Origin of the sequence: Paenibacillus sp. ov031 (assembly GCF_900143165.1) — a bacterium.
GTDB classification, from domain to species: domain Bacteria; phylum Bacillota; class Bacilli; order Paenibacillales; family Paenibacillaceae; genus Paenibacillus; species Paenibacillus marchantiae.
In genome coordinates this window covers 2,283,057-2,299,359 of record NZ_FRDO01000001.1, presented here as the reverse complement: position 1 = coordinate 2,299,359, position 16,303 = coordinate 2,283,057, and the positions used below count along the sequence as shown (strand labels likewise).

13 protein-coding genes are annotated in these 16,303 nt (G+C 46.3%); all 13 read left to right on the top strand.

The window, feature by feature from the left end:
- Nucleotides 1-106: 106 nt before the first annotated feature.
- The 13 genes from BUA17_RS09815 to BUA17_RS09755 all read left to right on the top strand — a co-directional run bounded on the left by BUA17_RS09815 (nt 107) and on the right by BUA17_RS09755 (nt 16,274).
- Nucleotides 107-826: a YceI family protein gene (locus tag BUA17_RS09815; RefSeq protein ID WP_072733376.1), complete on the top strand. Its 720-nt coding sequence runs from the start codon at nt 107-109 to the stop codon at nt 824-826.
- A gap of 240 nt (nt 827-1,066) precedes the next feature.
- Entirely contained in the window at nt 1,067-5,425 is a 4,359-nt protein-coding gene (locus BUA17_RS09810) for a glycosyl hydrolase 53 family protein (RefSeq protein WP_072733375.1), read from the top strand.
- Between the two features lie 160 nt (nt 5,426-5,585).
- Entirely contained in the window at nt 5,586-6,602 is a 1,017-nt protein-coding gene (locus BUA17_RS09805) for an iron-hydroxamate ABC transporter substrate-binding protein (protein WP_063563156.1), read from the top strand.
- A gap of 243 nt (nt 6,603-6,845) precedes the next feature.
- Nucleotides 6,846-7,889, top strand: coding sequence for an SPFH domain-containing protein (locus BUA17_RS09800; protein WP_063563155.1), 1,044 nt, complete (start codon nt 6,846-6,848; stop codon nt 7,887-7,889).
- 35 nt (nt 7,890-7,924) lie between these two features.
- Nucleotides 7,925-8,989: a diacylglycerol kinase catalytic domain-containing protein gene (locus BUA17_RS09795; RefSeq protein WP_072733549.1), complete on the top strand. Its 1,065-nt coding sequence runs from the start codon at nt 7,925-7,927 to the stop codon at nt 8,987-8,989.
- A gap of 81 nt (nt 8,990-9,070) precedes the next feature.
- On the top strand, nt 9,071-9,784 hold the full coding sequence (locus BUA17_RS09790) for a response regulator transcription factor (protein ID WP_072733374.1): 714 nt from the start codon (nt 9,071-9,073) through the stop codon (nt 9,782-9,784).
- Complete coding sequence (locus BUA17_RS09785; RefSeq protein ID WP_072733373.1) at nt 9,781-10,773, top strand: sensor histidine kinase; 993 nt, start codon at nt 9,781-9,783, stop codon at nt 10,771-10,773. Before BUA17_RS09790 ends, BUA17_RS09785 begins: the two co-directional genes overlap by 4 nt.
- 172 nt (nt 10,774-10,945) lie before the next feature.
- On the top strand, nt 10,946-11,716 hold the full coding sequence (locus tag BUA17_RS09780) for an ABC transporter ATP-binding protein (RefSeq protein ID WP_072733372.1): 771 nt from the start codon (nt 10,946-10,948) through the stop codon (nt 11,714-11,716).
- Complete coding sequence (locus BUA17_RS09775; RefSeq protein ID WP_072733371.1) at nt 11,691-13,640, top strand: ABC transporter permease; 1,950 nt, start codon at nt 11,691-11,693, stop codon at nt 13,638-13,640. The genes BUA17_RS09780 and BUA17_RS09775 overlap by 26 nt, the downstream gene beginning before the upstream one ends.
- Nucleotides 13,641-13,745: 105 nt before the next feature.
- On the top strand, nt 13,746-14,477 hold the full coding sequence (locus BUA17_RS09770; protein ID WP_063563150.1) for a ZIP family metal transporter: 732 nt from the start codon (nt 13,746-13,748) through the stop codon (nt 14,475-14,477).
- Nucleotides 14,478-14,664: 187 nt separating this feature from the next.
- Nucleotides 14,665-15,273, top strand: coding sequence for a hypothetical protein (locus tag BUA17_RS09765; protein ID WP_072733548.1), 609 nt, complete (start codon nt 14,665-14,667; stop codon nt 15,271-15,273).
- Between the two features lie 24 nt (nt 15,274-15,297).
- Nucleotides 15,298-15,717 carry a hypothetical protein gene (locus BUA17_RS09760; RefSeq protein ID WP_063563149.1) on the top strand — a complete coding sequence of 140 codons (420 nt, stop codon included), beginning with the start codon at nt 15,298-15,300 and terminating at the stop codon, nt 15,715-15,717.
- Nucleotides 15,714-16,274, top strand: a complete 561-nt coding sequence (locus tag BUA17_RS09755) for a hypothetical protein (protein ID WP_072733370.1) — start codon at nt 15,714-15,716, stop codon at nt 16,272-16,274. Before BUA17_RS09760 ends, BUA17_RS09755 begins: the two co-directional genes overlap by 4 nt.
- Nucleotides 16,275-16,303 lie beyond the last annotated feature (29 nt).

Sequence of the window (16,303 nt, the reverse complement as noted above, 5' to 3'; positions counted from 1 at the left end):
AAAAAATGCGTTGTATGTCATTTCTTGACGTCATCCTGACACATTGGGCTGTTAAGATGCTGATAAATAACCAACTTATACAGTTACCCATTGGAGGAAAATAGAGATGAATAAAAAGACAAAAACATGGATGATCTCAGGCGCGGCAGCAATTGTTATTCTTGGAGGCGGAGGGTACTATTTCGCGAACAGTTACCTGGGCAACAACGTTGAGATTGAACAGGTACTTCCTGTCAGCACCGCCGCGTCCGCAACGGAAGCCGGATCGGACAGTGGTACAAGCGTATCCAACGATGCAGCGCGAGCAGAGCAACTGAATGGAGACTGGAGCATCAGCGAAGGTTCAAAAGTATATTTCTCGGTAACGACATCACAGGAAACCGTCAATTTTGCCGACGAGCAGGTGAGTGGTAACCTGACCCTTAATGTAGACGATGCGTCCCAGATGAAGGCGGATGGACAGATTGAGATGAGTGACATTGATTCAGGCAATAGCCAGCGGGATGGACATGTGAAGGGGGCTGATTTCTTCGATGCAAGTACTTATCCACAAGCTACATTTAAGGCTACCTCATTTGAAGGTGTACCCACGGAATGGCCGGCAGGGCAGACCGTAGATTTTAAAATGAACGGAACCCTAACGGTAAAAGGGATTGAGAAAGAGGTAACGTTTGACGTAAAAGCCGCTTATGAAAATGACCAGGTGTTGTTGTCCGCCACAACGATGGTTAACTTTGAAGATTTTAGTATGGAGAATCCACATTCGGTGGTCCTTTCTACTGAAAATGACATTCAGGTTCAACTGGAGCTGAAGCTCAGCAAGTAAGCATATAGTAAGGCTAAAATCTGTTCCAATCTGCCTAATCAGGCAGAGGGACAGATTTTTTTTGTTAGGAATGGGAATCGATCCACAGTGAGCAAGGAATTACCATTCGATGTGTTAAAATAACTGCTGTTTCCTTGGCATAATACCGTGTCCTCGATTATTGTAAAGCGCTTACAATAATAATGATTTACAACATTCATTGTTCAAGTTGAACCAAATACGATTAGGGGGAGATCAAGCGTGCACAAAAGATACATAAGTGGCTGTCTCGTATTACTGTTGTTGTTCTGTGATTTGGGGCTGGTAGTTCGGCCCGCAGCGGCAGCGGCGAAAGTAAACGTTGCGCTGAATAAGGCGGTTACGGTCAGCTCGGAGGATCTACAATGGGGGGGCAATAAAGAAAAAGCGGTGGATGGCAAAGGAGATACTAAATGGAGTGCGAATAGTCCTACTTCAGCAGATCAACCGCATTGGCTGACGGTAAACTTGGGAGCTTCATACAACCTTTCCGGTGCGGAACTAACGTGGAAGGATGCAAACGAGGTTGTGAAGTTTTTGGTTGAAGTTTCTGAGGACGGAAATACCTGGACACCTGTGGCAGATCACTCTGCCAACGATAAAGCGGAATCACAGGTCAATCTGGATTTTCAGGCAGATGCGGTTCAATATGTGAAGGTCACGATTCCTTATTATGCGGGTACCGACTGGTGGCCTGGCATTTCTGAATTCCAAATCTGGGGGGAGGAAGAGGTGCGGAACCCGGCAGACATCGAGAAGTATGATACAGTCAACGTAACAACCGTAAGCCGGAGTGCCCCAGTTCTGCCTAATGAAGTCATGGCACATTACCAGAACGAGAAATCGGGCCTTGTCCCGGTTGAATGGGAGGAAATTAATCCTTCAAAATATGCATCAGCAGGCAGCTTTACCGTTACAGGTGATGTATATGGAGCTCCCATTCAACCTGTAGCTACCGTTACGGTAGAAGGATATCGTAGTGATTTTGTCAGAGGGGTGGATATTTCCACGTTAACAGCCATTGAGGATAATGGAGGTTATTATCTGGACAGCAATGGAGCTGAGCGCGATCTGCTCGATATTCTCAAAGACCGTGGAGTGAACTATGTGCGGCTTCGTCTGTGGAATGATCCACAGAAATCCAATGGATATAACGACAAGGAAGATGTGATTCGTCTGGCCCAGCGGGTAAAGGTCAAGGGCATGAAGGTCCTGCTCGACTTCCATTATTCTGATGAATGGGCACATCCGGGCCAACAGCTTCGTCCAAAGGCCTGGGAAAACTTTTCATTCGACGAATTGAAGAACGCTGTCTATGATTACACGCGTGAAGTGGTAAGCGAGATGAAGGATGCGGGCGCGATGCCCGACATGGTTCAGATCGGTAACGAAATTAACAGTGGCGTGTTAAACGGATTGAAGAGTAACGTCAATTTTGATGAAAATGTAGCTTTGCTTCAGCGCGGTGTGGACGGCGTACGCGATGTCCCTGGAGGAGATCAGGTCAAAATTATGATCCATCTGGCTGAAGGGGGCAAAGCGGATACATTTGACTGGTACTTCGGCGAATTGCAGAAAAAGGGGCTGCAGTACGATATTATCGGGCTGTCCTATTATCCATTCTGGCACGGAACATTCGCAGATGTGCGCAAAACGATGAATGAAGTATCTGCGAAATATGGAAAAGAAGTCATTATTGCTGAGACGTCCTATCCATTCTCGTATAAAAACGGGGACGCTCACGGCAATATTATTGGCAACCCGGAAACGCTGAATGTGGGAGGTGCTACCTTCCCGGCAACCGTGCAGGGACAATACGATGCGATTTCAGGCATCATGGACATGATCTCACAAGTTCCGGATCAGAAGGGAGCGGGTTTCTTCTATTGGGAGCCTGCATGGATTGCGGCCAATGTAGGCTGGATTGCTTCCGAGGGAGACGCATGGGAGAATCACGCCATGTTTGATTATGACGAATATCCGGCGAATGGCGGTTACTCGTATGAAGGGCGTGCCCTGCCATCGCTGGATGTGTACAAACGTGGTTTAGACATTCTGCCCGCAGATCGGAAAGATTTGTCGGCAGCCATTACGCGTGCAAAGGCGCTGGTATCCAGTGATTTTACACCTGAAAGCTGGACCACACTCGCTCCGGCCATTGCGGCAGCCGAGCATACGTACAAATTGGCGTATACATCTGGTGTGACACAACAGGATACGGACGCTGCGACTGCCACTCTTCATGAGGTTATGCAGCAGCTTGATGTTATAGCGGCGAATCGGAACACTCTCGAGGAGATTATTACCGAAGCCAAAACATATAAGCAAGCAGATTGGTCTGCTGCAACCTGGGCTGTTCTGACTAAGTCTCTTACTCGTGCAGAACAGATCATGGCAGATCTAAGAGCCACTCAGACCGAGGTGAATACAGCAGCAAAACAAGTGGAAGCAGCAATTCATGGGTTGTCCAATGTAGACAAAACTGAGCTGACACAGTTCATCGGTGAAACCCAGCAGCTGACCGAATCTTCATATACACAGCGAAGCTGGGCAAACCTGAAAGCGGCATTGTTATCGGCAATCACGGTCAGAGACAAGCAGGATGCCATACAATCGGAAGTGCAGGAGGCTCTGACAATACTTCAGAAAGCCCATAACAACCTTGTTTTGCTGGAGGCATTAACAACAGGTAAAACAGCTACTGCATCAAGCAGTGCCGGTACTGGTGGTGGAAAAGACAACTCACCTGGGGGAGCGATTGACAGTGACCCCACTACTTCATGGGGAACAGACCAAAGTGTGGATAGTTGGTGGCAAGTGGATCTGGGGGCGACCGCTGTGATCCGTAAGCTGGAAATGTCCATGTGGAGTGGAGGCATTAAATACCAGATCGAAGTATCCAACGATAACAAGAACTTTGTCAAAGTCGTGGATACAACAAGTGATGTGGTTGTTTCCACCAGTCCGAGGCATATCCTGCCCGCAGGCACGGAGGCGCGTTATATTAAACTGACCATTACCGCTGGTTCTCAGTGGGTAGGCTTTATGGATTTTGAAGCTTACGGTATGTTCCTGGCGGACAAATCTGCCTTGGGAACTACAGTGAATTCCGCTGCGAAGCTGCATCAAAATGATTACACGGCCGTAAGCTGGAATAGGTTTGCACAGGCATTGTCGTATGCTCGTGTGCTTATGGATGATGCAGAAGCCAGTGCACAGGAAATCAGTGCTGCGGATAACGCGTTGAAAGAGGCGCTTAGTCAGCTTGTACGGCAAGAGTCGACTCCGGGTCAGCCGTCACAGCCCGGTCAACCTGCACAGCCTTCCACGCCTGGATCATCGCAGAATCCCGGCAATCCTTCTGTAACGCCACCTGTTGAATCCGGTAATCCAGGAGAAAGTGGTTCCATTACATTCAAAGGTACAAGTACCGGAGCGGGCTCCTATGTGATTCAACCTGATATGAAGCAGTTGTCTCAAACGATTGACGGAATGGGAGCAGGCAGCAAACAGCTCACCTTGATTGCAGATGTTCCTAAGGATACAAAGGCTGCGACCTTCCGGCTCAATGCAAATCAACTTCAGGAATGGGCACGTACTCAGGCATTACAGTCGCTGGAGCTGATCATGAAGCAGACATCTGTCCGCATCCCATTAAGTCTATTGAAGGATGCTCGTAATGAAGATGGAGTTACAATGGATGTCATTCTGGTCGAAGACTCCACAGCCAATCTGTCTGAAGCGCAAAAGAAAGCCATCGGTAACCGCAACGTGGTCAGTGTGGATCTATTGTTGAATGGGCAGCCGTTACAGTGGACTGATAGATCCATTGAAATTGCGATGTCGAATGTTCAAAATTCAAATGCAGAAGACGTTGTGCTGGTTATCCAATCCCTTTTGGCAAATGGTGAAATGAAACCAGTAACCTTTACTCAATATGATGAAATGACCCAAAGTCTGGCTTTCAAGCCGCTTCAATCAGGCCGTTTCGTGATTACTGAAGTGCAGGTGCCGTTGAATGACTTACAATCCTACTCCTGGGCCATTAAAGAGGTTCAGAATTTGTATGGCAAAGGAATCATTTCAGGCATGACAGATACCCGATTCAGTCCGCAAGCAGAGCTGACACGAGCACAATTTCTGCAAATGATCATGAAGGGGATTGGCGAATCACGTTTGCCGGATACATCCACTTCAGCTCTAACGGATGTGAAGAATGATCAGTGGTATACAGATTCCGTACGCCTTGGTCTGGAGATGGGAATCGTGCAAGGCAGAGCAGACGGATCGTTTGCAGCCAATGAACGTATCACCCGCGAGGACATGGCGGTGATGTTAAACCGTGCGATACAGGTCATGAAGCAGAACACCAGTACAGCCGTTGATTCAACACCCAACAGCACCACATTTAATGACAACGCAGATATCGCTGAATATGCAAAACAAGCTGTTGCATCCATGCAGGAGCAAGGTCTACTTAGAGGAATGGCGGATGGCACGTTTGCGCCAAAACAGCATGCCAACCGAGCACAGGGGGCGGTCGCTGTAGCCAGAATGATGGAGCAGATTTATAAATTCTAAGTGTATATATGATATAGGGATCGGGTCTTTCTGGCTCGATCCCTATGTTTATGGATTTCAATTAAAATGGTAGACAGTTAGTAATCAATTCTGCTATGATTCCAATGATAATGATTACCATTATCACAAAAAGCAATGAATTATAGGGGGCATCATGTATATGTTTAAATCCAAATCGATTCTTTCCATCTGCACGTTATTCATTGTGTTTACGCTAGTTCTTGCGGGCTGCGGAAATGCAGGAAAGACAACGGATGAAACGGGGAGCGGCTCAGGACAGACGAGTGAGAATCAGGAATCCACTGGAACCGATACAGCTCAGAATGAATCAGCGGAAAGTGAAACACGTGAATATGAGACGGATAAAGGGACGGTTACCATTCCTGCACATCCGAAACGCATCGTGACCGATTACTACGGGGGCGAAATTCTGTCTGTAGGCGGTAATCTGATTGGTGTGGAGCCAAGTGCCTTTGATAATCCGTTCATTAAGGACAAGCTGAAAGACACCACAGACGTGGGTTATCCGGTGAACGTGGAGAAGACGCTGGAATTACAGCCTGACTTGATCGTTGTGATGTATGATGATAACTACGAGGAACTGTCCAAAATTGCACCAACTGTGCATATCCCATATGGTACAGCCACAGATATCTACAAGACAGTTGAGCTGTTTGGTGATTTAATGGGTCAACCTGATCAGGCGAAGGCGTTCATTGCCGATTATGAGAAAAAGGCGGAAGAGGGACGCGAGAAGCTGAAAGGTATCGTGGACGAAAATACAACCGTTGGATTATACGAGTTGACGGACAAAGGGGATCTGTGGATCTTTGGCGACAACGCAGGCCGGGGCGGGCAAGTTGTATACAATGCTTTGAAGCTGAAAATGCCGAGCAAGGTGAGCAAAGACAATCAGACCGTGCAGCTATCGCTCGAAGTACTGCCTGAATACGCTACGGATTACATGTTCATGACGGTGTACGATCCTGAGAAAAAAGGCGAAGCACTGAAGGAATTCAAACAGTCCAAAGTATGGAACGGTCTGGATGCGGTGAAGAATCACCGGTTCTTCGAGAATGATTTTGATACATTCTATCGATATGATCCAATCGCCATTACTGCCCAGATCGATTTGTTTGTTGATCTGATCTTGAAGAGCGCTGAACAAAACAAATAAATGATTAACAGCTTGATGACTTCTAATGTTAGGCTAGCGCCTCGCATAACTTAACCCACAATGAGTTGTCATTACTGACTATAATTATAGAAAATCGACCTGCTTTAAGGCTTCTGCCTAAGGTAGGTTTTTTTTATATAAAAGCAAAAAAAAAGTTGTTAATGTCATATTGACAATATCGAATTCATTTGTTATCATTTCGATAATATCAAAACGATAATATTAAGAAATGGGGAATGAGCGATGTTTGGATTCCGATTCGTGAAGTTTCAACCCAGTGAGTACGTAATGAAAGTGAAGAATGGGCAGGTTCAGCTTCAAGGAGTGGGTTTGTCCTTCTACTATTATGAGCCGACGACGTCGGTGGTGGTTCTGCCTGTATCTTCGGTGGATGTGCCCTTTATGTTCGAAGAAATAACAGCTGATTATCAAACCGTTACGGTTCAGGGTCAACTGAGCTATCGTATCGTTGATTATATGAAAATCACCCAAAGCCTGAACTACACGTACAATTTGCGCAAAAACAGATATATTTCCGACGATCCTGGCAAGTTGGATCAACGTGTGATTACGACCGCCAAAGTGCTGACCAAAAAACATCTGGAGCAAATGCCCCTGAAGGAAGCCATTCAATCGAGCGAACGGCTGGCCAGCAGCATGAAACGGGAAGTGGTGCAGAGTCAGGAACTGGAGAAATTGGGCGTAGAGCTGATGAGTCTGTCCATTCTGGCCATTTTGCCCAATAAAGAGACGATGCGTGCACTGGAAGCACAAGCGCGGGAAGAGATTTTACGCCAGGCCGACGAAGCGCTGTATGTACGTCGCAACGCATCCATTGAACAGGAGCGGAAAGTGAAGGAGAACGAACTAAACACGGAAATTGCCGTTGAGACGAAGAAACAGCAGATTCGAGAAACACAATTACATGCAGAGCGTTCGGTGAAACAGAAACAAAATGAGATGGAACAGGAACAGCTCCAATTCAATACGGCGATGGAGGAACGGAAACAACAGCTTATTGAATTGACGATTGCCAATCAGAATGCCGAAGCTGATGCCAAAGCCTATGAAATTGCTGCCGTGATGAACTCGTTACAACAGGTGGAGCCTAGCGTGCTACAGGCGATGGCTAACATGGGTATGAACTCGGATAAACTGATTGCCCTTGCATTCCAGGAGCTGGCTGAGAATGCCGGGAAAATTGGACAGCTTAACATTTCGCCGGATCTGCTGCAAGGATTGATGAATCCACCGACAAGAGAGCAGCAGGGAGGTCGGGCACGATGAGACTTGGGAAGGCAAGCCAGACTGTAGCCGCACACATTACTGGAAGAGAACCGATGACCGAATACAAGTTGATTCTGGTCAAACGCAGAACGAGGCTGGAAGAATTGGTGGTCCGCTATAATACGGTCCAACAAGCGCAGTTCTATATCGAACGCTTGGGAGCAGACTTCAGTGATTACCTGGAGGAGGACAGACGTTATCATCATTCCGTGCAGCAAGCCCAGCAGCAGCTCAGCCAACTGGGCCGGGTTCAGACCATTGATCGGGAACATGTGCCCAACTTTATTTTTGGAGCACAGGACATTGTGGTAGTGATTGGACAGGACGGTCTTGTTGCCAATACGCTCAAGTATGTAACCGAGCAGCCGCTCATTGGTGTTAATCCTGACCCCATGCGTTGGGATGGGGTATTGCTGCCATTTACGGTAGAGGATCTGAGCTTCATTATTCCCGATGTTATTCGTAAACGTCGCTCTCTGAAAGAAGTGACTCTGGCCAAAGTGGAGCTGAATGATGGGCAATATCTCTATGGCGTCAACGATCTGTTCATTGGCCGAAAGACGCATGTATCTGCTCGTTATGAAGTTCGCATGGGTTCATCGGTAGAACAACAATCCTCCAGCGGAGTGATTGTATCCACGGGAATGGGATCGACGGGCTGGTTCAAAAGTGTGCTGGCAGGTGCTGCTGGAGTCGTGGGCTCGGAAGCGTGGCAGCACATCCAATCGGGTGAAGCGTTCATTCCCGATAGAGACAGCAGAAGCTCTCATTCAAACTCGAACCCTAGAGGGAAAGGTTATTCAGAAGCACATATCGCTGCGACTGCTTCTGCACAGGGGAGCATGAGCGACATGAATCACTTTGGCTGGGATGCGCCTTATCTGTATTTTACAGTACGTGAACCCTTCCCCAGCCGGACGACTGCAGCCAATCTGGTGTTTGGACAGATTCATCCGAAACAGCCTTTGCAGATTGTCTCCCAGATGCCGGAGGACGGCGTTATTTTCAGTGACGGGGTAGAACAGGACTTTCTTGAATTTAATTCCGGAGTGGAAGCGACTATTGGCTTGGCAGAGAAACGTGGACGTTTGGTGGTCTAATCCTTTATTTCCAATCCGTTTTTGACTAGAATGGTAAACTAGATGTAGAAGATATGTCAGGGAACGGAAAGAAGGTTGACGATGCAATCGATATTGCTGGTTGAAGATGATGCCAAGCTCGCAGGATTGCTGGGTGAATATCTGATCCGAAATGGTTTTCAAGTGCAGATTGTGGCAGATTTCCGTCATGTTCTGGATGAATTCATGCAGATCGGTCCGGATTTGGTATTAATGGATGTAAATCTGCCTCAATTTGATGGCTACTACTGGTGTAGACAGATCCGTTCGCATTCCATATGTCCCATTCTATTTATTTCGGCTCGTGACAGTGGCATGGATCAGGTTATGGCGCTGGAACATGGGGCGGATGATTATATTACGAAGCCTTTTCAATACGAGGTCGTACTTGCTAAAGTTCGTAGTCACCTGCGTAGAGCATATGGGATGTATGCAGCTGTTCAACCAGAAATGAAAGTGAAAAATGGCTCTATGCTACTGTACCCCGAAAGATATGTACTGGAGTTCGATGGTCTTTCCGTAGAGCTGACTCAGAAGGAATCCATATTGGTCGAAGCGCTGATGGCCAAGGCCGGTCGGGTGGTGGGCCGGGAACGTTTGCTCGAACTGATGTGGGAAGATCAGCATTTTATTGATGATAATACGTTGAATGTGTACATTACACGTGTTCGCCGCAAGCTGAAGGATCTGGGGGCAGAAGAGGTTTTGGAAACCGTTCGCGGAGCGGGCTACCGATTGCTTGATTTGGAGTCACCTGTCCAAGAGGACCCACAATGAAACTGTTCTTAAGAGATCAGCTGCCCCTCATCGGATTTTATTTGCTACAAATGCTGCTTGTCCCATGTGTATACTGGCTCTCAGGTGAGGAACGCCCCATGAGGATTGTTCTTTATGGCATGTTTCTGAGTACAGTGGTATTGATCGTGTATCTGACCGTGCGTTATTTCCAGCTCCATCCGTATTACCGTGTGCTCCAGCAGCCACAACGGCTGGTACAGGAGCCTTTCCAATCACTTGGTAATGCCCCTGTGGCTAATTCTTTACAGGAATTGATGCATGAACTGGAGCGTAACCGTCAGAATGAGATGGGGCAATTGCGCATGCATAGTGAGCAGCAGGTTGTATTCATGAATCGTTGGGTCCATCAGATGAAGACACCCTTGTCCATTATTCAGTTGACCCTGGAAGATGTGGATGATGATAAAACTGCAGGCAGCATACAGGATGAGCTGGATAAAATGCGCAAAGGGTTGGAAATGGTACTTCATTCTTCACGCCTGGAACAGTTCGAAGGGGATTTTCGCGTAGAGCTTCTGTCTCTACCCGAGGTGGTTCGAAGCAGCGTAGCTGAGAATCGACGTTTGTTTATTCGCAGAGGAATTACACCGGATATTCGAATGGACAACGACCTTCGAGTTTACAGTGACTCCAAATGGCTGCGGTTCATGTTTACCCAGATTTTGACCAATGCCGTTAATTACTCAGATAGCAAAGCTGGTAAAAAAGTCATGATTACCGCCTATATTGAGGAAGAACGAATCGTATTAGATATTCAGGATCAGGGCATCGGCATATCGGCTGAAGATATTCAACGTGTGTTTAATCCTTACTTCACCGGAGAGCGGGGAAGACAGTATCATGAATCTACAGGTATGGGACTATATCTGGTCCGTGAGATCAGTACACGTTTGGGTAACCAGATAGAATTGTTCTCCAAACCCGATGAAGGAACATTGGTCCGATTCAGCTGGATGAATCGAAAATAGAAGTGCTTTGCCTATGGGCGAGGTGCTTTTTTTTATGGAATAGGAAGAAGGGGGAACATAACCTTAAACGCTGTGTAAGGAAAGTTTAAGGTAAATCGATAGCAGGGTTGGAGGAGGTCGTTTAGGATAAGGATATGAAAAGAAAGCATAGTTTATTTGGAGGGGAAACACCATGGAAATGTTGCAAGTTTCGGCACTAAACAAAGTGTATCAGGGCAAAGTGCAGACTCAAGCCCTTAGTGATATTCATCTGACCATCAAGCAGGGTGAATTTGTAGGGATTATGGGGCCATCGGGCAGTGGGAAAACGACGTTGCTCAATATGGTCTCGACCATTGATGAGCCAAGTTCAGGCAAGGTGCTGATTAATGGCATGAATCCGTTTGATATGAAAAAGAAAGAACTCGCCATGTTCCGACGCCGGGAACTCGGATTTGTATTTCAGGATTTTAATCTGCTCGATACCTTGACCGTTGCTGAAAATATAGTACTCCCTTTGACGCTGGACAAGGTCAAGCTGAAGGAGATGGAGAGCAGACTCGATCGGATTACCACTCAGCTTGGAATTGATCACATTCTGGATAAACGAGTCTATGAAATCTCGGGCGGACAGCGGCAGCGAACAGCCATTGCCAGGGCCATGATTAATATGCCATCCATCGTACTGGCCGATGAACCGACAGGTGCGCTGGATTCCACCTCATCTCAAGCGGTAATGGAATCGCTTGAACAGATCAACCAGCAAGAGAAAACAACCATTATGCTGGTCACGCATGATCCACTTGCCGCAAGTTACTGCCATCGGATTGTATTTATCAAGGATGGCAAGCTCGCAGCCGAAGTGCATCGTGGCGATAACCGACAGACGTTCTTTCAACGGATTATTGATACATTATCCTTCTGGGGAGGGAATTCGCATGAGCTTTCCTCAGTTCGCCTTTAACAACATTCGCCGAAACGGGCGAGCGTACATCGCCTTTTTCCTAAGTAGTGCATTCATGGTCATGATATTCTTCGCGTATGCGATGTTTATCTATCATCCGTTTGTTGAGAAATTGCCGATTGGTAAGACTACGGCAGCGGGAATGCAGGTTGCCTCCGTCATCGTATACGTTTTCGCGATCTTCTTTGTTATGTATTCCATTAGTGCATTTCTGAAATCACGGAACAAGGAATTCGGTATTTTAACCATCTTGGGCGCGGAACCAGGACAGATTCGAAGACTGGTCATTCTGGAAAATATGTTTATCGGATGTCTGTCCATTGTGGCTGGAATAGGTGGAGGCATGTTATTATCCAAGCTGTTCCTGATGTTAACCACCCGATTTATCGGTATGGAAGACCTGCCTTTTTATTTCCCGGTAAAGGCCATGTTGATTACAGTGATTGCTTTTTTAGTACTGTTCTTTTGCATTTCCCTGTTCACACTGATCTTTATCGGAAATAAGCGCGCATTGGAGCTGCTAACGGGCACGAGCAAACCCAAAAAGGAACCTAAAGCATCATGGGTATTCTCTATTCTTGGGCTTGCGTTTCTCGCTACGGGATTCATTGCGCTATACGGCAGTTTGTCGAGTGAGAGTATTCTGATCGCTGCTGTGACAGGCATTGCAGGTACGTATTTTTTCTACTCGCAGCTTTCCGTGCTGGCCATTCGTCTGTTGAAACGTAACCGCAAACGGGTGTGGCATGGTACACGCTTGCTATGGATTTCCGAGATGAGTTACAAAATAAAAGATAATGCACGCATGCTGTTTATGGTGACGGTGGTTATTGCGATTGCTTCCATGAGTGCAGTGGTCATTTTGTCGCTGGATCAACAGAATCGACAAGTATTTAGAGACAATCATTTTCCGATTCGTTATAACGTGTACAGTGCATCGGAAGAACCTAACATGGCACCCGTCAATGAGGTTCTTGACGCTGCGGGTCTTCAATATCAGAACGCTTATCTGGAATATTTTTGGACAAGTACGGATGATAGCGGCATCAGTGTGATGTCTCTAAGTGATTTCAACCAGTTCAACACAATCCAGAACAAACCGACCTATAAGCTCTCAGCTCATTCCAGTATATTCATCGATTCACGCAATGTGGAGAAGCCTCGACATGAAGAAAGATTTCGTTCCTATGCCAAGGGCGATCAGTTAACGCTGGATATGAATTCAGGGCCTGTTACACTCGATATTAAATACACTGGAAATGAACCGGAATTCAACGGGCTTCTGTATACATCAGCCCTAGTTATTGTAAGTGATGAAGAGTTTAAGGCTCTTGCCGGACAATTGGACAAAGATGCTGTGTCCGGTAAATATCTTTATCATATCCCTTCATGGGGGGGATCGGTGCCCGATAGGCAATCATCTGAAGTGATGGTAAGCGATCGGCTGGCGGGCATGGATGAAATCATTAGGAATAACTCTAATGATAAAGATTTTTCGGGCTTTTTCACGACGCGATATGCTGACTTCGAAGAATTCAGACAGACAACGGCACTCTTCACCTTTTTGGGGATATTCATTGGACTGATCTTCTCGATCTCCTCAGCGAGCTTTCTCTATTTCAGGCTGCACACGGATCTGGAGGCAGATGGGGAAATGGTGCATTCCTTGTCTAAAATGGGTCTCAGTTTTCAGGAGATGAAACGATCATCCACAATTCAGATCGCGGTTCTCTTTTTCTTCCCAATCCTGATCTCAATTGTTGAAACGCTCGTTGTTGTTAAGCCGTTTCTGACTGAATTCGGTATTACGAATTATACTGTTCCGGTATTAACCGTATTTGGTGCATTTCTGCTGGCACAGACCTTCTATTTCTTCGTCATTCGTTCAAGATATATATCTTCACTACGCAAAATGATGGTTTAAAGTTAGCGGTTTTATATTAATCTGGTCATCTCCCCTGTTTTTGTTCTCTATGCTCCGGTTAATGGAGTGATAGATCATATATGAACATGAGAGGGGTCATCCCGGATGTGGACTGCATTCATGTGGGGCGGCATCTCCGCCTCGGCTGTTGTCATAGGAGCACTTGCTGCGCTGTTTCTGAAAATTCCGAAACGAGTTATTGGCTGGATCATGGCTTTTGGTACAGGTACCCTGATTGGTGCAGCTGCATTTGAATTAATTGGGGATGCGCTCAATGATGGTGGAATTGTGCCGACGGCGATTGGATTTACCTCAGGGGCCGTAGTGTACACGCTATTCGATTTGCTCATTTCCAGTAAAGGGGGAGCAGGGCGCAAGCGTTCGGAAAACACCGGGAACGGAGATTCCAGCCAGAGCGGACTTGGTATTTTTGCAGGTACGGTCATGGATGCCATTCCCGAATCGATCATGCTGGGGGCCAGTCTACTCGCCGGGAAAGGTGTCAGTGTTGTGTTGGTTGTTTCTATCTTTGTGAGTAATATTCCGGAGGGTCTGTCCAGTACGGTTGGACTTCAACGCAATAAATACTCCCGCTCCAAGATTATTCTCTTGTGGCTGGGTGTACTGATCATCTCTGCACTTGCAGCATTGGGAGGATACCTGTTCCTGGAGCAGCTTCCTGATGAGATGGCCGCGGCTATTGGGGCATTTGCCGGAGGAGGCATTATTGCAATGATCTGCTCCACCATGATGCCGGAAGCGTTCGAAGAAGGTGGGCCGGTAGTAGGTTTTATCGCTTCGATGGGATTGCTTGTATCCCTTTTGCTTGACCTTTGATTCATTCAATTTAATAGGGGAGAAGAGTACCTTTCAGATGATGATCTGGAGTAAGGTACTCTTTTTTACGTTGTGTTTTCTTGTGCTAAGCACTGGAGTTACATATAATTTTAGGTAGAACAACTGGGAAATGCTGAGTGATTGCTTTTAGCGATTGTCATCATGTAGGGGGAAGGCAGGATTGAAAATGAAACGTTTCGAGGATGAAGGGGCTTATAAATACAGCTTCTACGCTGTTCTTCGCCGGGGAGAGCAGGTCGATGTGAAATGTAAACCATGCGGCGGGCACGCCTTTATTGTCATAGAAGAAGATCATCTAGCATGGAAATGTTCGCAATGTTACGCTCATGGAATTCAAGAGACAGAATATCAGTACAATGCCAAGAACAATTGCATCCGATGTGAGCGCTGGTTCAATATTGAAGTGACGGATGAGAAAAAGATAACTCACAAAGCATCACATATTGAATGCCCGCACTGCGGGACCGTTAATGATGTCGAATTACATAAAAAGCTAGCATACCTAGGGTATTATCCCGATATTCGAGAGGGGCGAGATCCTGTGTTTAATATGGAATTGTACTTTCTGGACTATATCAGAGGTAAGGTGTTATGGGCTGTTAATCGAGAGCATTTAAACTATCTGATCTCATATATTTCGGCTGATTTGCGCGTGAAACCTGGAAATGTACCTTTGAAGACGGCTTCACATTCCATTCCCGCTTATATTAAGAACGCCAAGAACAGGGAGCTGGTTATCCGCACATTGACCAAACTTCAGCATAAGACTGGATAAACCAGCAGAACGCGAGTCAAAAATGTGAATCATATTCAATACCTTTTTCACATCGCTTATCAGGAGTTTGATGTTCGATCCAGTGAAGATAATCCCTATCTGGCGGGTACAGTGAGATATCAATCCACAGAGAATGAATATGTAAAATCCGAAAAGCAATATATTAATGCTAAAGATTTTACAACGTTGTTGAATTTTTATAATAAGGACAAAGAGGTGATTTATACTTATCAAAATACTGGAAAAGAGGATGGACAGCTGGTACAATCCATTATTCATCAGGGGATGAGTCGTTCTAGCAATGGAGGCAGCGAAGCTGCTCGTGATCCTTATATCAACGTTACGGCTTTGTTCTATGATAAGTTGGACATCGATGTGAAGCTGGATGTGGATGAAGAACATAAAGTCGTAACCATTCGAATGAATAAAGCGGAGGCGAGATGATGAATTTATTTGGTGTACATAAAGGACCTACATATTTGGAAGGTTCGGTTCGGGAGATTTCGGATGTTCAGACTCATGAAGTCGAATGGAAAGGCAAGTTGCAGACGAGCGATGGGCAAGACAAGTTCCATATTTTTTATTATGGTGACTTAACCGAAGATGATCTGATAACCTGGCATGATTCGACACCTCTCATTGTATATGCAGAGCACACTATAACAGGAGAACGTTACTTACTCATCGATTCAGCCAAACAAGGTTATGATGCGATGTTGTGTGAGACATATCCAGAGGAAGACCTGAATAACAGGCCGCTACGGCCCTACCTGGACGTCGAAGGAGAAGACATATTTGAAGTACAGCTATCTGCCTTCTACAATGTGCCGTGGGATGAAGAGTTCGGGGAAGATGTGGATGAAGGTGGAACCTTCGAATTAATTACGGGAGAGCGCATGGATTTTGAGCAGGTGAAACGTGACGGCTATGATGCATTTGCCATACGCATTGTAAACCGCAAAGGCGTAATAACCGAGATTGTGCAGGAAGAACTGGCTTAGGCTAGTTGAATTTGCTGACCGGTTGAATG